This window comes from Pseudoalteromonas sp. SWN29 (genome assembly GCF_015864465.1).
Lineage (GTDB): Bacteria > Pseudomonadota > Gammaproteobacteria > Enterobacterales > Alteromonadaceae > Pseudoalteromonas.
Map to the genome: position 1 here is coordinate 17,108 of NZ_JADYXE010000034.1, position 19,818 is coordinate 36,925.

At 38.0% G+C, this 19,818-nt stretch carries 24 protein-coding genes and 2 tRNA genes; 12 read left to right on the forward strand and 14 right to left on the reverse strand.

Translation table 11 applies throughout. The annotated features are described in order from the left end of the window. Positions 1-13: 13 nt before the first annotated feature. The 11 genes from nhaC to I6F53_RS13585 all read right to left on the reverse strand — a co-directional run bounded on the left by nhaC (position 14) and on the right by I6F53_RS13585 (position 8,290). Positions 14-1,477 carry a Na+/H+ antiporter NhaC gene (gene nhaC, locus I6F53_RS13535; RefSeq protein ID WP_197239888.1) on the reverse strand — a complete coding sequence of 488 codons (1,464 nt, stop codon included), beginning with the start codon at positions 1,475-1,477 and terminating at the stop codon, positions 14-16. A 179-nt stretch (positions 1,478-1,656) separates the two neighbouring features. Next, positions 1,657-3,681 (reverse strand): carboxy terminal-processing peptidase, encoded by a 2,025-nt coding sequence (prc, locus tag I6F53_RS13540; RefSeq protein ID WP_197239889.1) that lies wholly within the window; start codon positions 3,679-3,681, stop codon positions 1,657-1,659. Between the two features lie 26 nt (positions 3,682-3,707). After that, a complete protein-coding gene (gene proQ, locus I6F53_RS13545; RefSeq protein ID WP_197239890.1) occupies positions 3,708-4,358 on the reverse strand; it encodes an RNA chaperone ProQ in 651 nt (216 codons plus the stop codon). 15 nt (positions 4,359-4,373) lie between these two features. Beyond that, positions 4,374-4,652, reverse strand: coding sequence for a hypothetical protein (locus I6F53_RS13550; RefSeq protein WP_166419658.1), 279 nt, complete (start codon positions 4,650-4,652; stop codon positions 4,374-4,376). Continuing rightward, on the reverse strand, positions 4,652-5,110 hold the full coding sequence (locus tag I6F53_RS13555; protein ID WP_166419653.1) for a GAF domain-containing protein: 459 nt from the start codon (positions 5,108-5,110) through the stop codon (positions 4,652-4,654). Before I6F53_RS13555 ends, I6F53_RS13550 begins: the two co-directional genes overlap by 1 nt. A 128-nt stretch (positions 5,111-5,238) precedes the next feature. Further along, positions 5,239-5,619: a hypothetical protein gene (locus tag I6F53_RS13560; protein ID WP_197239891.1), complete on the reverse strand. Its 381-nt coding sequence runs from the start codon at positions 5,617-5,619 to the stop codon at positions 5,239-5,241. 171 nt (positions 5,620-5,790) lie between these two features. Beyond that, entirely contained in the window at positions 5,791-6,039 is a 249-nt protein-coding gene (locus I6F53_RS13565; protein WP_197239892.1) for a hypothetical protein, read from the reverse strand. Between the two features lie 11 nt (positions 6,040-6,050). Continuing rightward, positions 6,051-6,872, reverse strand: coding sequence for a CPBP family intramembrane glutamic endopeptidase (locus I6F53_RS13570; protein WP_197239893.1), 822 nt, complete (start codon positions 6,870-6,872; stop codon positions 6,051-6,053). 119 nt (positions 6,873-6,991) lie between these two features. Continuing rightward, positions 6,992-7,861 carry a LytTR family DNA-binding domain-containing protein gene (locus I6F53_RS13575; RefSeq protein ID WP_197239894.1) on the reverse strand — a complete coding sequence of 290 codons (870 nt, stop codon included), beginning with the start codon at positions 7,859-7,861 and terminating at the stop codon, positions 6,992-6,994. A 164-nt stretch (positions 7,862-8,025) separates the two neighbouring features. Further along, a tRNA-Ser gene (locus I6F53_RS13580) sits at positions 8,026-8,116 on the reverse strand. A gap of 83 nt (positions 8,117-8,199) precedes the next feature. Further along, positions 8,200-8,290: transfer RNA gene (locus tag I6F53_RS13585), tRNA-Ser, on the reverse strand. 251 nt (positions 8,291-8,541) lie between these two features. Here I6F53_RS13585 and I6F53_RS13590 point away from each other — a divergent pair. The 12 genes from I6F53_RS13590 to I6F53_RS13645 all read left to right on the forward strand — a co-directional run bounded on the left by I6F53_RS13590 (position 8,542) and on the right by I6F53_RS13645 (position 17,157). Then, positions 8,542-9,207, forward strand: coding sequence for a Bax inhibitor-1/YccA family protein (locus tag I6F53_RS13590; protein ID WP_197239895.1), 666 nt, complete (start codon positions 8,542-8,544; stop codon positions 9,205-9,207). A 55-nt stretch (positions 9,208-9,262) separates the two neighbouring features. Continuing rightward, on the forward strand, positions 9,263-9,616 hold the full coding sequence (gene tusD / locus I6F53_RS13595; protein WP_197239896.1) for a sulfurtransferase complex subunit TusD: 354 nt from the start codon (positions 9,263-9,265) through the stop codon (positions 9,614-9,616). After that, the gene (gene tusC / locus I6F53_RS13600) at positions 9,613-9,969 is read left to right on the forward strand and encodes a sulfurtransferase complex subunit TusC (protein ID WP_007580210.1); all 357 of its coding nucleotides are present in this window, start codon (positions 9,613-9,615) and stop codon (positions 9,967-9,969) included. Before tusD ends, tusC begins: the two co-directional genes overlap by 4 nt. After that, on the forward strand, positions 9,966-10,232 hold the full coding sequence (locus I6F53_RS13605; protein ID WP_197239897.1) for a DsrH/TusB family sulfur metabolism protein: 267 nt from the start codon (positions 9,966-9,968) through the stop codon (positions 10,230-10,232). Before tusC ends, I6F53_RS13605 begins: the two co-directional genes overlap by 4 nt. A gap of 3 nt (positions 10,233-10,235) precedes the next feature. Continuing rightward, complete coding sequence (locus I6F53_RS13610) at positions 10,236-10,565, forward strand: TusE/DsrC/DsvC family sulfur relay protein (protein WP_197239898.1); 330 nt, start codon at positions 10,236-10,238, stop codon at positions 10,563-10,565. After that, the gene (locus tag I6F53_RS13615; RefSeq protein WP_197239899.1) at positions 10,565-11,251 is read left to right on the forward strand and encodes a pseudouridine synthase; all 687 of its coding nucleotides are present in this window, start codon (positions 10,565-10,567) and stop codon (positions 11,249-11,251) included. The genes I6F53_RS13610 and I6F53_RS13615 overlap by 1 nt, the downstream gene beginning before the upstream one ends. Then, on the forward strand, positions 11,244-11,684 hold the full coding sequence (locus tag I6F53_RS13620) for an NUDIX domain-containing protein (RefSeq protein WP_197239900.1): 441 nt from the start codon (positions 11,244-11,246) through the stop codon (positions 11,682-11,684). Before I6F53_RS13615 ends, I6F53_RS13620 begins: the two co-directional genes overlap by 8 nt. 509 nt (positions 11,685-12,193) lie before the next feature. Beyond that, positions 12,194-13,294, forward strand: a complete 1,101-nt coding sequence (gene mnmA / locus I6F53_RS13625; protein WP_197239901.1) for a tRNA 2-thiouridine(34) synthase MnmA — start codon at positions 12,194-12,196, stop codon at positions 13,292-13,294. Beyond that, the gene (gene hflD / locus I6F53_RS13630) at positions 13,294-13,896 is read left to right on the forward strand and encodes a high frequency lysogenization protein HflD (RefSeq protein WP_024589171.1); all 603 of its coding nucleotides are present in this window, start codon (positions 13,294-13,296) and stop codon (positions 13,894-13,896) included. Before mnmA ends, hflD begins: the two co-directional genes overlap by 1 nt. Positions 13,897-13,927: 31 nt before the next feature. After that, entirely contained in the window at positions 13,928-15,298 is a 1,371-nt protein-coding gene (purB, locus tag I6F53_RS13635; protein ID WP_024611468.1) for an adenylosuccinate lyase, read from the forward strand. An 88-nt stretch (positions 15,299-15,386) separates the two neighbouring features. After that, complete coding sequence (locus I6F53_RS13640; RefSeq protein ID WP_197239902.1) at positions 15,387-16,544, forward strand: ribosomal protein uL16 3-hydroxylase; 1,158 nt, start codon at positions 15,387-15,389, stop codon at positions 16,542-16,544. A gap of 154 nt (positions 16,545-16,698) precedes the next feature. Then, positions 16,699-17,157: a GNAT family N-acetyltransferase gene (locus tag I6F53_RS13645; RefSeq protein ID WP_197239903.1), complete on the forward strand. Its 459-nt coding sequence runs from the start codon at positions 16,699-16,701 to the stop codon at positions 17,155-17,157. Positions 17,158-17,228: 71 nt separating this feature from the next. Here the strand turns inward: I6F53_RS13645 and I6F53_RS13650 are convergent, their stop codons facing one another. The 3 genes from I6F53_RS13650 to I6F53_RS13660 form a co-directional block, all read right to left on the reverse strand. After that, positions 17,229-17,675: a DUF4826 family protein gene (locus tag I6F53_RS13650; RefSeq protein WP_197239904.1), complete on the reverse strand. Its 447-nt coding sequence runs from the start codon at positions 17,673-17,675 to the stop codon at positions 17,229-17,231. A gap of 116 nt (positions 17,676-17,791) precedes the next feature. Then, positions 17,792-19,195, reverse strand: coding sequence for a M28 family peptidase (locus I6F53_RS13655; RefSeq protein ID WP_197239905.1), 1,404 nt, complete (start codon positions 19,193-19,195; stop codon positions 17,792-17,794). Positions 19,196-19,313: 118 nt separating this feature from the next. Continuing rightward, positions 19,314-19,706, reverse strand: coding sequence for a hypothetical protein (locus tag I6F53_RS13660; protein WP_197239906.1), 393 nt, complete (start codon positions 19,704-19,706; stop codon positions 19,314-19,316). Positions 19,707-19,818 lie beyond the last annotated feature (112 nt).

Consider the following 19,818-nt stretch of genomic DNA (forward strand, 5'->3'; position numbering starts at 1 on the left):
GGCGCTATTAAAATTAGGCAGATTGTTTTGGTTTAATACGTAAAATTTTAATACCTAAGTAGGCATAAACAACTGCTAAAACAGGGTTAATTAAATTAAAGAAAGCGTAGAGTGCATAATCGAAAGGGTTTATTAGTAAAACGCTTTGCATGTAAGCACCACAAGTATTCCAAGGAATAAGTGGGCTAGTAATTGTACCGCCATCTTCCAATGTACGAGATAAATTAACAGGCTTCAAACCACGTTTTTCATATTCATCTTTAAACATACGGCCAGGGACAACAATCGCGATATACTGATCGGCTGCTATAACGTTTGTACCAATACACGTTGCAATTGTTGCTGCAATTAATGAGCCCGTACTTTTAGCTATTTTAAGTATGCTTTTAACAAAAATGTCCAGAAGGCCCGTTTTTTCCATGATGGCACCAAACATCAGTGCAGTCATAATCAACCACGTAGTTGTAAGCATTCCTGACATACCGCCACCACTAAGTAGCGAGTCCATTTTATCATCGCCTGTACTTATACTAAAACCATCAAAAAACGTAGTCCAAACAAGCTTAAAGTAACCTACTAACTGTCCTTGAGACACATCAATTTGGCTAGCAATTAAATCTGACTGAAATAACATAGCCCAAATAGCGCCCACAACAGCACCAATAGAGATAGCAGGAAAGGCTGGCATTTTTTTAATCGCTAAAACTAATAATACAATTAGCGGGATCAGCATTTCAAAACCAATATTAAAATTTTGCTGCAAAATAGCTGTTATTTCATCAATACGCCCTGCTTCGCTTGAAGCCGTTGCATTAAATCCCATGAATATAAATATAATAAGTGCAATTACAAAGCTCGGTACTGTCGTCCATAGCATGTGTTGAATATGCTCAAATAAATCAGCGCCTACAACTGCTGGCGCTAAATTGGTTGTTTCAGACAGCGGGCTTAGCTTATCACCAAAGTACGCGCCAGATATAACAGCGCCAGCCGTTACTGTTTGCTCAAGCCCAAGACCCGTTGCAACACCTAATAAGGCAACACCTATCGTAGCGGCCGTAGTCCAAGAGCTACCAATGCTCATAGCTACAATGCCACAAATTAAACAGCTCGCTGCATAAAACCAGCTAGGGTTTATAACTTGTAAGCCATAATAAATTAAAGTGGGTACCGTGCCCGAAAGTAACCAAGTGCCAATTAACGCACCTACCATAAGTAAAATTAAGATAGCACCAAGCGAAAGTGTTATGCCTTCGATCATAGCTTGTTCTAACTTTTTCCACGTATAACCATTTTTAAGACCAATTAAAGCCGCTGCAAAAGTAGCAAATAAAAGTGCAATTTGGTTAGGACCTGAAGAAGAGTTATCACCAAATAAGTATACGGCTGCACCAAGCAAACAAATTAATACAGTGATAGGAATTAATGCATCAAAAAACGAGGCGGGCTTGATTGGTTTATCATCCAATAGCTTCAAAGTAGAGACTCCTGCACACTTGCTGTGTGTTTAATTATTATTTTTAGCACGTAAAGCGCATTAATTGAGCATGATTGATCTAGCTCAACTTTATGTAATCAGAGATTATAACAATTTAGTAAATTTTAGGTAGTAAAAAAGGCGCTAAAGCGCCTTTTTTATAGAGGTAAAACCAGTTGTTACTTCTTAGCTATACGACCATAATTAATATAATCTTGAGTAATTAATGCTGCTTCTTCCAAAAATGGGTCAAGCTCTTCAATTACTTCTGGTAAATCGTCTAAGTTTTCTACCGGCTCTTTACCTAAGCGCTTAAGACGTTCGTTAGTACGTACAAGTGCACGTGCTTCACCTTCGTCCTTTTCTTTAATGCGCGTAGCTTCAACCAAAGAGATAGTTTTACGGTCTTTCTCTTCGTTATATAAAGTAATATCGCTAAATACATAACCAAATTCTGGCTCTGATTTAATTCGTACTTCGTGCTGTTTCTCTAGGTACGTAATAATAGGTGTTAAATTACCTAGTTTTTTGTATTTCGCTTTAACAATGCTATCCCATGGAAGTGCATTATCTTGCTTACTTTCACCCCACTCTGCAGGATCGATTGCAGATGGAAACGAAATATCAGGAATAACACCTTTATGTTGCGTACTACCACCGTTAATACGGTAGAACTTAGCAATTGTATATTGCACGCTACCCAGCGCATTATCGTATAGGTCGTAAGCGCGGCCTAAGCCTTTGTGCTGCTGTACAGTACCTTTACCAAATGTTTGCTCGCCAATTATAACCGCACGACCGTAATCTTGCATTGCTGCTGCAAATATTTCAGAAGCAGAGGCACTGTAACGATCAACTAAAACAGTTAAAGGACCATCGTAATAAGTGATACCGTCACGGTCTTTCTGCTCTTCAATACGATTATTTAAGGTATGAATTTGAACAACAGGACCTTGATCGAAAAACAAACCAGATAACTGTGTTGCTTCATATAAAGAACCACCGCCATTTTGGCGTAAGTCGATAATAATACCTTCAACTTTTTCTTCTTTAAGCTTAGCTAATTCAACTTTTACATCTTTCGAAAGGTTATTGTAAAAGCCAGGAATTTCAATCACGCCTACTTTGCTTGTTAAATCAGAGTATTTTGCTTCAAATACTTCTGATTTAGCCGCTCTATCTTCAAGTCGAATTTTATCACGCGTGATTTCAACAACTTTAGGTGCACCATGAGCGTCAACACCCTTTAAATACTGCAAACGTACTTTAGTCCCTTTAGGACCTTTAATTAAATCAACTACGTCATCTAAACGCCAGCCAATTACATCTACAAATTCTTCACCATCTTGGGCAACACCAATAATGCGATCATCAGCTTTGATCTGATCTGTTTTATCTGCAGGGCCTCCCGGCACTAAACTGCGAATAACTGTGTAATCTTCATCAGGGCTTAATACGGCACCAATGCCCTCAAGCTCTAAGTCCATATCCATTTTGAACTGCTCTGCACGACGCGGCGATAAATAAGACGTATGCGCCTCAATACTGCGTGCCAGTGAGTTCATAACAATTTGAAAAGCATCTTCTGAATTAGATTGTACTAAACGTTTTTCTGCATTTTTATAGCGTTTGGTCAGCACTTCTTTAATGCCTTCCCAATCTTTACCTGTCATTTTTAAACGCAGTGCATCGTACTTTACACGTTCACGCCAAATTTCATCTAGCTCAGCTTGAGACACCGGCCATGCTGAATCTTCACGGTCAAAAAAGTATTCATCTTCTTTATCAAACGTCATTTCTTTTTCAAGTAAAGTAAGTGAATACTCGTAACGTTCAAAACGGCGTTTAAGACTTAAGTTAAAAATATCAAACGTAAAATCTAATTTGCCGGTAGTAATAGCGTTATCAAAGTCATCACGGTATTGCTCAAAAGAGGCGATATCGCTTGCTAAGAAAACGCTTTTATTAAAATCAAGGGATTCGATATAACGATCGTACACTTTACTAGAAAGCTCATCGTTAAATCGAACCGGTGTATAGTGTGAACGAGCAAATAAGCTAGCCACTCGTTTGCTAGCAGTACCATGTTGACTCTCTTGCTTAAGCTGGGGTAAATCGTCAATTGTGACGGCTTCTACAGCAGCAAATAATGAACCTGAAAACAGGGCAGCAACTAACGGAATGAGCGTAAACTTTTTACTCATACACAACTCCTTAATTTATTGACAACTTAAACGATGTATAAGCTGTCAGCTTTGGTTTTAACTTGCATACCTGTCACTAATTCAACATGAACGTCATCTTTGTTCACTTCAGTGATTACTGCATTTACAAGTGCTTGGCCAAGTTTAACCTTAACCTTATTATTAACCTTGACCTCAGTTGCTGGTAAAGGTTCAATTTTTCCTGAACGTTTAGCCGGCGCTGCTTTAGCAGATTTGTTAGCAGCAGGTGCGTTTTTATCGCCTGCTTTGCTAGCATGAGCTGGTTTTTTCTTGAAAGATTTAGAATCAGAATCTTGACGTGGACGCTGTTGTTTTTTGCGTTTTGCCATTTTAGCGCGGCTTTCTTCCAATGCTTTTTGCGCATGGTCGATATGCTCTTGCTCAACTTTTTCACCTTGATTGCCATCAAGATCAATACGAAACTCTGACTTAGTCACAGCTTCTAAATAACGCCAGTTAGACGTGTATTTTCTAAGCGCTTGACGAACTTGAGTCTTACTTACTTTTTCAGACCCTTCAATACGCTCAGCAATATCTTTAAAAATACCGACTTTAAGCGGCTTGATGCCATCTTTTTGTTTAAAACATTGTGGGAATTCTTGATATAAAAATTCCAACACTTCATTAATATCTTTTAGCTTGTTTGTGGTTTCCATTTTAGAACCTATTTTTCACATCTTTTCATCAAGGGACGAATCGACGTAGTGTATTACCCAGTCGACCAACTCTTCGAAATCGGCTTCTATAACAGCCATATCACCTCGAAGGTGTTCCCAAATACCATTAATTGTTTCATCAATAAATTCACATTCTGAATCATCTGGAAGACGATCCCATGCAATATGAATTAAATCATTGAGCGTTTCCGCTACATGTTCTTCTTCGCCTTCCCAGTCGCCAACATCTTGCACAGCAAATAGGTAGTCTTGAACATTTAGCAAATCTTTCATTACAGACTCGCCTCTAAGCATTTCACTAATGCTTCAAGGCCAGCTTTGTCATCAGCATCAAATCGGCCAATACTTGGACTATCAATGTCTAGTACTGCAAATACTTTACCATGTTTCATGATAGGTACAACCACTTCAGAGTTAGACGCTGCATCACAGGCTATATGCCCGTCAAAAGCGTGAACATCTTCAATCAATTGTGTTTCTGCGGTTGCCGCAGCAGTTCCACATACCCCTTTTCCTACTGGAATACGGATGCATGCAGGGTTGCCTTGAAACGGGCCAAGTACTAATTCAGTAGGAGAATCCATAAAGTAAAAGCCCGCCCAATTTACATCTTCTAAAGAGGTAAATAATAGCGCGCTTATATTTGCCAAATTGGCAATTACATTAGATTCACCAGCTATCAGCGATTGCGTTTGCTTAACTAATGACTGGTAAAAATCTTGCTTTTGCATACCAAACTACTTCTTATTAAACATACAGTAGCTAAAGGTACTCTTTGTCGTGAAAAATTGGAACCTTTTGGAGGTAAAAAAAAGGAAATCGCACCGTTTATCAGCGTGCTTGGTTAATAATGCTGCGATTATTTTTTTACCGATTTACGAAGACCAAATAAAAACAGTCCAGCAGCAAATGCTGACATAGCACTATTAATCAAAAATATCTCGCCAGTTGAGGCACTTAATAAGTAACTAAATATAGCGCCACCTAATAAACCGAGTGTTAAAACACCCGAATAATTAACTTTAGAATATTTAAACATCAGTAAGTATCCTGGCACAACAAAGGCCGCCATTGTTAAACCTACAATATGTGCATTTGATATAGCCGTCATCAACAGTTGAAAAAATACAGATAAGAAATCACCCTGTAGCGTTAACGCATAATACAAACCTAGCAAGCTGCCAATAATTACTGGGGACAATAATGAAAGCGCGACGCTTTTTGCAAGTTGATGTTTCATCTAATAATCCTTAATACAGCATATAAAATTTAATGTATTAAGCATGCACCAAGATCTAAAGCTTAGAAATAGAGACTATGGTCGTAATTTATGATGATAAAACATACAACATATAAGCTAGGTAATTTAATAAAGCCCAGTTTTTAAAAGAAATAACAAATAGCTCAGCAGTTACAACTGAGCTATTTTTTGTGATAAATCGATATTTTTATTTATCGCCAACTCTTCAAGCACTATGACTCTTTCAACTAAAAAGTCTAACTTTTTTTGCATCGTAACAATCGTATTTTTCTGATTTTTATCTTGTAATAAAAGTAACGTCTCTTTAGCAGTCGCTTTATTAGTAAAGTAATTTTTAATTAGCACTAAAAGTAAAAAAGGCGACAAAAAAATCATTATAATTAAAAATAATTCAAACATTATTATCTCCTTTAAGTGTTTTGTGTTGCTAATTTATAATGTTGAGACGAAAAACCTGGACGTTTCTTAAATAATGTAGAGAGTGTTATTTGACGCGGCTTACCACGACGGATAAGTAAGTTTACGTAGAGTATGCTTAAAATTATTGCAGTCGCCTTGAACAAATTGCCTTTTAAGTCCCCTGCTGCACCACCTGACATGCTAAATATGCCATAAGCCGCATTCATAAATATATGCATCCATAGTGGAAACCAAATACGGTATCCACATTCGCAAAATAACCACGCAAACCAAGTTCCTGCTATTGTTGTAATTGCAACAGCCATCACAGCTGAAATAGCATCGTGTCCTTGATAAATATGACCCAAACCAAATATCGTTGAGCTAATTAATGCGGCGGGAATAAACCCCCAACGGCAAAAACGAAATAACACGCCGAACAAAGCAGCCCTAAAAATTATTTCTTCAAAAACTCCCGCGTATATTGAACCTGTAATTATTCCCGTAATTGAAAGGTTTAGCGCGTTACTTAAATAAGCGTAACCTATCACCATAGGTGTGCAACAGACCACCGCTGCGAGTAAATAACGTTGAAAACCTTCAATGTCGACACCTAAAACGTTGTACCAACTCTCATGTTTAAATAATAATGTTGCCACAACTAGCAATGGCCCATAAATAAATAAGTATTTAGCGGGAAATAACAAAAGGGCTGATTGTTGATCAAGAGCAGATAGGACACTTACCCAGTTATCCCCCCAGAACTCTTTCATCATGTAATGACAAAATATAAATGTGACGATTAGTAGCAGTGCTTTAATTGTATGTTTCATACGTACCTTCTTAAGTTACAATTTTAAATTCAACTTAATCATGGCAATCACTAATTATGAAATCGATCAATTAGGGTTAAATTTCATTTTTAGGTGCTAACTACACGTTTTTGGGGCCATCAACAAACATCAGGGGTTAACAACAAGGCCTGTTTAATGGTATCAACATAAGTTCGCGAAACTGGAATTGTGAAATCAAATGAGTTCATCGATAACTGTAACCCTCCGGCATTCCCTTTACTTACTGCGACTAATTGTAAATTAACTGCATAAGACCGATGACAGCGATATAAAAATGTATTTTGTGGTAATTGCTTTAATAAACCAGTTAACGTTATGCGCAGCAATTTATGAGAAACAACATCGTTTTCTATCGTTGCGAGCTCACAGTAATTATCGGCTGACTTAATAAACAATATATCCGATAGCGCAATTGTTAGCTTGTCACCTTTATTATCGCCAATAAGTGTTATTAGGCGATGTGGGGGGGCGTTATTTTTTTCTACCTCTTCACAAGAAGGCTGTTTAGTCTTAACAACCGGTATTATTTCAGTTGTTAAGACCATATGCTTTGCATGACGATTGACAACAAATATGAAACTAATCGGGAATAACCCAACTGCTAATGTATATACAATGAAGAGTATTTGGTTTTGCCAATGCCAAGCCCCTAACATAGCAACAACAAAATATCCGTGGTTAAACAAAGCAGTAATTAAAATATAAAGGCTGGGGGTCACTATTATTCGAAGTTTATTGCTAAGATTTAACCGGATTAAAAGTATCTCAATAAAACCCGAAAGCAATAAAGCGCAAAACGTGACTAAGCCGTAACCTGAAAGGCGGAGTAATTTATAAGGTTCAGTATCGTTGGTTGTACCAAAAGGTTGGAATACGAATAGAATAAATAGAGTTACTATCGAAAATAAAATTGCCCTGTATACAACCAACTTTCTTGACGCTAAATCATCTTTAAGCCACAACGTCATATTTTACATACCTTTAAAAACACGCTTGCTAATAAAATACCACAAATTCATCGCTAATTACTGGTTTCATTTTCTCAGTTATATGAAGTCTATTTAACGATAATGCATTTTAGTTTTCTATAGACACAAAAAAGCCCGCTAAATCAGCGGGCTTTTTTGTTATATGGTGGAGAGATAGGGATTTGAACCCTAGATGGGCTATAAACCCATGCCGGTTTTCAAGACCGGTGCATTCGACCACTCTGCCATCTCTCCGATACTGCTAAGTTAAAAGTAAGAGTGTACTAATAACTATTTAAATGAATGATACTTTAATTACCACACACTTATTTAATAAGTGGTGGAGAGATAGGGATTTGAACCCTAGATGGGCTATAAACCCATGCCGGTTTTCAAGACCGGTGCATTCGACCACTCTGCCATCTCTCCGCTCGGCCTGCATAATAGGGAAACCCATCCCTTTTGTGAAGCTTTTTTTTAAATTAATTGTTTAAGTGCTTAAAAAATAATTAATTTGTCTAAAGTTAGAGCGAAATGTTTTTAATTTAGTCTCCAATGCACATTTATTTAAATATTTAACTCTATTGATCTACAAAGGTTTGCCCAAACATATAAGAGTTGGTAATCTAATTTTAGTTAAATTATCGAAACACACACGTTTCACTTAAAGGAGCTCTACAATGGCGTTTAATCAATCGTACAATACCGCGAAACCGGTAATGTCTACCATTGAAACAAACAAGGTACTTAAAAACACCTACTTTTTACTAGCTATGACACTTGCATTTAGTGCAGTTACAGCCGGTATTTCAATGGCACTACAATTACCTTACTTTATGGGAATTGTGTTTACACTTGTTTCGTTCGGTTTATTATTTGTTGTAAATAAAAAAGCAGATACAGCATCAGGCGTATTTTGGGTGTTTGCTTTTACAGGTTTAATGGGCGCAGGCTTAGGTCCATTACTTAACCATTATGCGGCAATGCCTAATGGCCCAATGCTTATAATGCAAGCGCTGGGCTCTACTGCACTTATCTTTTTTGGTTTATCTGCTTATGCACTAAACACTAAAAAAGACTTCTCATTCATGGGTGGCTTTTTAACGGTTGGCTTAATTGTTGTGATTGTAGCAAGCATTGTTAATATTTTTGTTGGTAGCTCATTGATGTTTATGGTGCTTAATGCAGCAGTTGTATTGATTATGTCTGGCTTAATTTTATTTGATACAAGCCGAATCATTAATGGCGGCGAAACCAACTACATTCGCGCAACAGTATCTTTATACTTAAACGTGTATAACTTATTTACGTCTTTACTTGCTCTACTTGGCGCAAGTGATGACTAATTAAATAGTTCTGTTAAAATAGCCCCTTAATTGGGGCTTTTTTATTGGAATTGTTTTGTCGCGCTTTGTTCTTTCATTACATACACCACCATCCGATCACGATACCACGCAAAGATTAGTTAAGTTTGCGAACGCATGTTTAGCCCAAGGGCACACTATTGATGCTATTTTTTTATATCAGCAAGGCATTTATCATGCATCTACCCACTTTGATTTATCCTCAGACGAACTTCAAATTTCAGCATTTTGGCAGCAACTCGCTGATCAAAAACTAAATTTAATGCTGTGTGTTACCGCCGCGCAAAAGCGCGGGTTAGATATTAAAAACACAGGTGTATTTACAGTCGCAGGGTTAGCTGAATTTGCAATGTTTGCAAGCGACGCTGATAAATGGGTGCAATTTAAATGATAAACGTATTAGTAATGAGTCAGTGCAGCCCATTTGACGATTTAAATATTCGTGATGCACTTGATATGACATTGATATTTGCTGCTGTTGATCAAAATGTCAGTTGGTTGTTTAGCGGCCCCGCCGTTTTAGCGTTAAAAAAGCATCAACAACCAAACAATATTGGCTTAAAAGATTTTTTTAAAAATATTAAAACACTCGAAATCTATGATGTTGAAAACATATACGTGTGTGAAAAATCATTGCTTGATTATGGTTTAAATAAACATGATTTACTCATAGAGGCAAAAGCACTCAACTTTAGCCAACAACAAACACTAATTAAAGCGCAGCAGCATGTGGTGAACCTATGAGTACGTTACATATATTTTCAAAGCCGCTTAATTATTACTGCGCAAATCAGCTAGAAAATTTAATTTTATCTGATGATGACGTGCTACTTGTAGGTGATGCCTGCTTTGCAAAAAAACAATTTAGGCAATTTGCAGACACACTGTTAATACTTGAGCAAGACGCACAAATACGTGCAATAAAATTAACAGATAACGATAAAGCCATTAGCTACGAAGACTTTGTAGCCCTCACCTTATCAACTAATCAATCAATTACGTGGTAACTCATGCTTGAATTTAATAACCAACAGATTGAAACCGACAAACAAGGCTACTTGCTCGACCATACTTTATGGTCAAAGGAACTTGCACCTGTAATTGCTATCCAAGAAAACATTACACTTAGCGTTCAACACTGGGAAGTTATTAACTTTGTGCGTGATTTTTACCTTGAATATAACACCAGCCCAGCTATCAGAATGCTTGTAAAAGCAATGGCTAAAGCACTCGGTGAAGACAAAGGAAACAGCCTTTATTTATATAAATTATTCCCTAAGGGCCCTGCAAAGCAAGCGACTAAAATTGCCGGATTACCAAAACCAGCTAGGTGTATCTAATGAGAAGTAAATCAAGCAATAATCAAGCAACACAAGCCAAACCTAAAAGAAGTACAGGGCGAACTTATTCACGCAGTGCACTTAACAAAACACCTTCTGATAAAAGAGAAATAAAGCCACAAATAGCATCTAAAGACAGAAAAATTGTGTTATTCAATAAACCATTTGATGTGCTATGCCAATTTACAGATGACGCCGACAGACAAACGCTTGCAGAGTTTATTCCTATTAAAGAAGTATACGCAGCAGGACGATTAGACCGAGACAGTGAAGGTTTATTGCTTTTAACAAACTGCGGAAAATTACAAAATACCTTAACGGCACCTAATAAAAAGACCAATAAAACCTACTGGGCACAAGTTGAAGGTGAACCAACAAGTGAATCAATTAATGCTTTGTGTAATGGCGTAGAGCTTAAAGACGGGCTTACACTCCCCGCTAATGTTAAAATAATTGATGAGCCTACAATCTGGACTCGTAACCCGCCTGTACGCGAGCGAAAAGCAATCCCTACCACGTGGCTAAGTATTACCATTAATGAAGGTAAAAACAGACAAGTACGCCGAATGACTGCGCATATTGGCCACCCTACACTTCGCCTCATTCGCTACAGTATTGGCAACTATACCTTAGATGATATTAACTCAGGTGAGTACAGAGTTATTAAAGGGCTGGTTGATGCATAAACCGCATGTAACAGTTGCGGCAATAGTAAAAAAGCAAAATGAGTTTTTGCTCGTCAAAGAGCGCGATAAATTTACACAGCAGGTTTGCTACAATCAACCTGCGGGTCATTTAGAACAAAACGAAACTCTTGCACAAGCTGCAAGCAGAGAGCTACTTGAAGAAACAGGCTTAGCGCTTGAGCCAGTCAGCTTTTTAGGTGTGTATAATTTGCATGCTGATAACGCAGTGCACTATTTACGGTTCTGTTTTTTATTTGAAGCGCCCGATAACATACAAACTCCAGTGCCAATAGATAACGATATAATCAGCGCCGATTGGTATACGTTTGAGCAAATAAAAACATTGCCACTCAGAAGCTCTTTAGTTCTGAAATGTTTTAAGGATAGCTTAAATAAAACACCTTTGAGTTTAGATACAATTTACAACGGCTAGTTAAATAAAAACCATTGTTGTTTTCTTCCTAATGTAAGCACCTATAGGTGCTTTAATATATCGTTTTAATTAAACAAATTGATAAATTAAGCTCCCAACACTTTAGAGCACAATCACCTAGAGATGCACAATTTAGTTTTTACAGATACTTAATATCAAGGTGTTACTTTACAATAATTACAGCCCCTTTTAAAAATTACAACGCAGAGAATAAAAGCCTGTGAAGCACCCAAAGAGTCGGTTTAAAACGATTCATACTACGTTATTAATTTTAACAATTGGGCCACTATTACTTGTAATTAATGTCTTGCCTAAATCATTTTTAATTCCAACTGAAACCCGTATCTTGAGGTGGTTTGGGTATATAGGCTAGTTTGCTATTTGATATATAAATAAAATACTGACTAATTCCCCTCTTTGCGCCCTTAGTCTCTTTAAGCACAAACAAAATACATGCTATAATCGCGGCCTTTCCAAGTTAACAGCAATCTGTATAAGCGAAATTATTCATGAGCGAAAATAGTCACATTAAAGTCATTGTTGGCATGTCCGGCGGTGTTGATTCTTCTGTATCTGCGTATTTATTACAACAACAGGGCTACCAAGTAGAAGGCCTGTTTATGAAGAACTGGGAAGAAGATGACAATGATGAATACTGTGCTGCAGCTGATGACTTAAAAGATGCGCAAGCAGTGTGCGACAAATTAGGCATTGAGCTTCACACTGTTAACTTTGCAGCAGAATACTGGGACAACGTATTTGAGTACTTTTTAGCAGAGTACAAAGCAGGCCGTACACCTAACCCTGATATAATGTGTAACAAAGAAATTAAATTTAAAGCTTTTTTAGAATTTGCAGCTCAAGCACTCGGCGCAGACTTTATTGCAACAGGTCACTATGTTCGCCGTGAGCTTCGCGATGACAAATACGTAATGTGTCGCGGACTTGATAACAATAAAGATCAAAGCTACTTTTTATATACGCTAAGCCACGAGCACCTCAGCCAAACTTTATTCCCTGTAGGTGATATCGAAAAACCTGAAGTACGCCGCATAGCAGAAGAGCAAGACCTAATCACTCACGATAAAAAAGATAGCACTGGCATTTGCTTTATCGGTGAGCGTAAATTTAAAGACTTTTTACAAAAGTTCTTACCTGCACAGCCAGGTGTTATCGAAGACACTGACGGTAACAACGTAGGTGAGCACGAAGGCTTAATGTACCATACGCTTGGACAACGCAAAGGCTTGTTAATTGGCGGTATGAAAGAAGGCTCTGGTGAGCCATGGTATGTTGTTGATAAAGACTTAGAACGTAACGTACTTATTGTAGGCCAAGGTAAAGATCACCCTCGTCTATACAGCAACGGTCTTAACGCTAATCAACTGCATTGGGTAGACCGAATTGGTCCTAAAGGCACAACTCGCTGCACAGTAAAAACACGTTACCGCCAAGAAGATTTAAGCTGTAGCCTATTGGTTGGTGAAGACGGTATGGCACGTGTATTATTTGACGAGCCGCAAAAAGCAGTAACACCTGGTCAATCAGCTGTATTTTATGCAGAAGATGTGTGTTTAGGCGGTGGTATTATTGATTCGGTGATCAAGTAATGAATGAACACCAAGTCATGGCGCTTGCCGCCATGTGCCAGGCTGCTAAACAAGTTCAAAAAATTGCCCAATACGGCAACAATAATGAACATGATTTAGAAATCTTACTTTCAAGTATTATCCAAACATCGCCTGCATCGCCAGAAGATGTTTATCAAGGCACTGACAACTTACGTGACGGTTACAAAACATTAATGGCGCAGCTAACTGCTGGCGCTCAAAAAGATGTTGAAATAGTTAAATACGTAGGTGGTTTAATGCAACTTGAGCGCGCATTGAGCGCAAACGACAAAAGCTTAAACGAATTAGGTAAACGAATAGATGATATTCATCGTCGTTTAGATCATTTTGCTATTACCGACGAGAGCGTTGTCGCCGGTTTAGCAGATATATACTCGTCGGTGCTGAGCCCCCTTGGGCACCGAATACAGGTTTATGGTAAACCCGAGTTATTAAAACAGCAGCTCACTCAAAATAAAATCCGTGCATTATTATTAGCCGGCATTAGAAGTGCGGTGTTATGGCGACAAATGGGCGGTAAACGCCGTCACTTTTTCTTTGCAAAAAGAAAAATACTCGCCATTGCTAAAACTAAGATTTAATTATCGTTCAAACTAAAATTTAGGAGTTATTATGGAGCTTTCAGCGTTAACGGCTATCTCTCCAGTGGATGGTCGCTACGGCAGCAAAACCACTGAACTACGCAGTATTTTCAGCGAATTTGGCTTAATCAAATACCGCGTAACCGTTGAAGTGCGTTGGTTGCAAGCGTTAGCTGCAGCAAGCGATATTAAAGAAGTACCTGCATTTAGCGAACAAGCTAATGCACTACTAAATGCCATTGTAGATAACTTCAGTGAAGCTGATGCACAGCGCGTTAAAGATATTGAACGCACTACAAATCACGATGTTAAAGCGGTTGAATACCTACTAAAAGAAAAAGTAGCCGATAACAGTGAACTTCATGCAATAAACGAATTTATTCACTTTGCTTGTACCTCAGAAGATATTAACAATCTATCTCATGGTTTAATGCTAAGTGAAGCGCGTAAAAATGTTTTACTTCCTTATTGCGATGAACTTTTAAGCGCAATTAAAGCGAAAGCAATTGAATACAAAACAATCCCAATGATGACGCGTACGCATGGTCAACCTGCTACACCATCAACTATGGGTAAAGAATTTGCTAACGTATACATGCGTTTAAAACGTCAACGTGATCAAATTGCACAGGTTGAAATGTTAGGTAAAGTTAACGGAGCTGTTGGTAACTACAACGCTCACCTTAGCGCATACCCAGATTACGACTGGCATACACATGCTGATAAATTTGTATCAAGCTTAGGTTTAACACTAAACCCATTTACTACACAAATTGAACCGCATGACTATATTGCAGAATTGTTTGATGCAATTGCACGTTTTAACACTATACTGCTCGATTTTGACCGTGACATGTGGGGTTACATTGCCCTTAATCACTTTAAGCAAAAAACAATTGCGGGTGAAATTGGCTCATCTACAATGCCACATAAAGTTAACCCTATTGATTTTGAAAACTCAGAAGGTAACTTAGGATTAGCAAACGCTATTTTTGCTCATCTTGCGCAAAAGCTGCCTGTTTCTCGTTGGCAACGTGACCTTACCGATTCAACAGTATTACGTAACCTAGGTGTAGGTATGGGTTATGCACTTATTGCATACCAATCAACACTAAAAGGTGTAAGCAAACTTGAAGTTAACGAGCAACGTTTAGCTGACGAGCTTGATCAAAACTGGGAACTGCTAGCAGAGCCAATCCAAACAGTTATGCGTAAATACGGCATTGAAAAGCCGTACGAAAAACTTAAAGATTTAACGCGCGGTAAACGTGTAAACAAAGAAATAATGGCTGACTTCATTGATGGTTTAGACCTTCCTGAAGACGCTAAAGTAGAAATGAAAAAACTAACACCTGCTAATTACATTGGTCGTGCTGTTGAGTTTATTGATGATTTAGTTTAAAAACTAAATTGCTCTTTTAAAAAGCGAAAGGATCATCCTTTCGCTTTTTTTGTTTTAACCCCATTGCACTAACTAGTAGGCATAATGTATGTATCAATTAAAAATAAATAATTTGTCTGAGCAAGAGTTTTTAAGCCATTTTTGGCAAAAAAAGCCGCTATTAATCAAACAAGGTTTTAGTGATTTTCAAGACCCGCTTGATGCTAATGAATTGGCCGGCCTAGCAATGGAAGAAAGCATAGAGTCACGTATTATTACGAATCATAAAAACGATTGGCAAACATACCAAGGTCCATTTGAAGACTTTGAGCAATTAACAGACGAGCACTCTACTCTACTCGTACAAGCGGTAGATCACTGGCATCCAGATGCTGCACAGCTACTGGAACAATTTAGATTTATTCCTAACTGGCGTATAGATGACTTAATGATCAGTTATTCAACGCCTGGCGGTGGTGTTGGCCCGCATTTAGATCAGTACGACGTATTTATTATTCAAGGCGAAGGTAAACGCCATTGGCGTGTAGGCCTACCCGACCCCACACTCAAGCAATTTTCTCAAAACAAGAAGCTGCTACAGGTTGAAGCATTTGAAGCAGTAATTGATTGTATATTAGAGCCTGGCGATATTTTATATATTCCACCAGGGTGCCCTCACGAAGGTTATGCTGTAGAAAATGCACTAAACTATTCAGTTGGTTTTAGAGCGCCAAATCAACAAGATTTATTGTCGAGCTTTGCCGATCATATTATTGATACCGAAAGCGGACAAAAACGTTATACCGATCACAACATAACGCTCAGAAAATCAAAAGGTGAACTTACAAACCTTGAAGTTGATAAAGTTAAAACATTAATGGCTGCCCTTTTAGAAAACGACGACTTGTTTAAACAATGGTTGGGGTCAACGCTTAGTCAGCCTAAACATGAAATGGATTTAGCACCTATAGAGCCTCCATTTACATCAGAACAAATAGCTGATGACTTAAACAATGAAGAAGCTGTGTTTGAACGTTTAGGTGGTACGCGTGCTATTTACCAGCAGCTCGAAACCGAGGTGTTACTAAGTGTAAATGGCGAAAATTACGCTATGCCGTTAACTGACTTACCGGCGGTAAAACTACTTACCGATAATACTGAGTTTGAAAGTTCAGCACTGAATTTAACAAACCCAAGCCTAGTTTTTACTCAAACTTTTACTACACTTGTTAATGAGGGGATCTGGTTTAATATAGACCAAGAGTAATAATACCAATTTTATTAATAATGATGAGCATTTTGCAGCGTAAAATATTGTGTGTACAGGTCAGTTAAAAATTTTAATTTTTACCTGATATTGGCTTAAATAATTTTGCTGCGATTGCTCACTCATTTTAATTTGGTATCAATAGGAGTATGCAATGGGCTATTTGGTTAATAAAGTTGAATGGGATTTACAAAAAGACATATTACAACAAATTCGTGAGCGGGTTTTTGTCTACGAATTACATATCCCCAAGCATATCGAATTTGATAGCCTAGACGAACTTGCGTTACATGTACTTGTTACAGATGACGCGCACCACCCTGTTGCAACAGGTAGATTATGTACTGATGGCTTAATTAGCAGAATAGCAGTATTACCCGCCCACCGAAATCGCAGTGTATATAAATCACTTCTCAATTTTATTGTTAAGCTAGCATCTAGCCAAGGCATAGAAGAAATCAGCATTAATTGTATTTTAAATGAAGTAGGACGTTTTAAGCTAAATGGCTTTGCAGAACACGGAAATGTTTTTATGGAAGCTGGAATTGCAAGACAGCGTATGCAGTGTAAAGTTGAGCACTTTAATACAGCCCCTTTCACGCTTGTTCATTAGATAAAGAAAAGGGTAATAAATAAGCTATTACCCTCTACGTTATTATTTTGTCTAAACTTAAGTTACCTAAGCTACTTAAGTTCGTTAGCCCACAGTGGTTCATTCTCATATATTTCGTACAAACCATGTGCTCTATTTATAAGTAAGTTAGCAAAATCTACCTGCGTTTTATCTCGCGCGCCTGTACTCATAATTTGATCCGCTTTTAATTGCCACTGCAATGAAAAGTAACGCATTGCATCGCGTGCATCTGTTGCTGCACTTACCTCAGCATGATCTGTAGGTAAGCGCCCTGTAACAACCCAATAAGTTTTACCATTTTGTGCTTTAAACTTCCACATCGCACAAAGAGGTGCTAAAAATCGGCTGTCTTTATCAACTACTGACTTTGGCATAATACCTTTTTCGGCTAAATGCTTTTGTGCAGCTTGAAAGCATTCACGCTGCCATGCAATACCTTGCTGTTCTGCTAAAGCTTGCTCTTGTGCTGTTAACTGTTTTTTTTCTTGTTGTTCCATTTTAATAACCTTTTTACTTCTTTTTTACACTCTAAGGGCTTAGTAAATAAGGTGCAAGTATAATACAGCCGTCTGCACCTTAAAGCCTTCTGTTTGCTGTGTTTTTAGACAAATTGCTATTTTATATTGTGATCAAACGATCCTACATCACCCGGAAAAACCACCGGCGACTCAATGCCCTCTTTACTAACAGAGGCAACACCAAAGTAATAATTATCAATCACTACATTTTCAAGCGTATACTTTGAAACATTACCCACGTATTGACTAAACTGCCATTGCGGCTCGCTCGTGTAACGCCAATAAATTTTATAACCGGCAACGTTTTCGTCACTGCTTTCTTGCCATGAAAACGAAGTATTCGCAGTAACAGCGCCCGTTATTTTAACCTCTTTTGGTGGTGCAGGTGCCCATGCCATAGACGCCATTGTTACCGCATTAAGTGAGGTTAGCTTTGCCGTGTAATCAAAATCAACGCCTTCAATTGTATCGCCATACTCAACACCATCCTCAGTGCGTAGATCTTGATGCTGACGATCGTAGTGCTCGTTAGTTTCCATAATACGCACCGCTGCAAAACCTGCATCGTTAAATGGACGATGATGCCCACCACGGCCAAATCTATCTAATCGATATACAAGCATCGTATCTAAATTAGGAATGTATCTGTCGGCAACGGTATCAATATAACGTGCTAAATTGCGGCTCGCCGAATCAACTTCACCACCTGTAAAGCGACGAGTATTAGCTTGCGCCTTGGTTTCTACAACACGGGTACCTTCAGAGAATATACGTGCAGTGGTGTTATCGGTTACACCATTAATTCCGGTAATGTTACCAATCATATCGTTATTTAAAACACCATGGACTTGCCAGTTATGCTTTTGTGCATAAGCCGTTAATATTTTACCGCCAAACAAACCTTGCTCTTCGCCCGAAAGCGCTGCATACACCACTGAGCCATTAAATTTATACTTACTCAGTACTCGTGCAGCTTCAATTACACCAGCAACACCCGACGCGTTATCGTTTGCTCCAGGTGAATCGCTAGTAAAATCCATAACATCACTTACACGTGAATCTATGTCACCCGACATCATCACCATGCGATTAGGCTCACTTGACCCGCGTTGAATAGCGACAATATTCACCACTTCAACAGGATTCGGAATGCGTTTTTCACCCGAAATAGTCTCTTTCACTTCTATTATTTCAAGACAGCCTCCACATTGGGCTGATATTGTTTCGAATTCTTTTTTTATCCAACGCCTTGCCGCGCCAATGCCTCGAGTATCCGATTTAGTCTCTGAAAGCGTATGACGAGTACCAAAATCCACCAGCGTTTGAATGTCACTGCCAATACGTTCAGCCGACACTTCACTAGCTATATCGTGTAACTTTTGTTGGTCGGTATACTGTAATTGTGTTTGCCCATGTGCTGACATCGCAATGGTACATGCACTAGCAAGTACGCTAAATTTAAGTAATCTTGTTGATATTTTAAAAGGTGATTTAAGCATCTATTAGCTCCTAATTATTATAGTGTAACCATTACTGAACTAAGGTTTTATGGCAATACATTTGAGGTAGATGCAGAAAGGAGCACGCTAAAGCGCAGTTATAACAATAGTTAGAGAATTAATTGAGTCGCACAATTAACATAATGCCGGCCATAGGAATTAAACCAAACATCCAAAGTTTTATTCCTAAAATATATTTTTTAAAGCTCCCTTTATTTATACGAGCTCTAACTCTACGTCTATAACCGTTAAAGTCACCCAAAATTAAAAACACGACTCCAAGTACTACTGCGTAAAATAAAGCACCAATAAGTAAAGGATTTTGCTTAAAAATACTGATTATTTTATCTAAGTAGCGAACGTTGAAGGTCATCGCTAAAAGAAAAATATATAACGTTGATATCATCGCTAACAATGTTGCCGCATTAATGGCTGTATTTTTATTTCTTGAATCTAACTTTTTTATCCACTGAGCGCATACAAAATGTACTGCACAAATAAATGTTCTCATTTTCAATCCTTGAATAACGTTTAACTTGTTAATTGCTAATACAATATTATATTTAGAGGTTAAATTACAAACCTTGTTACACAATAGCTATTAAAAAATGTGCTTTTCGTGG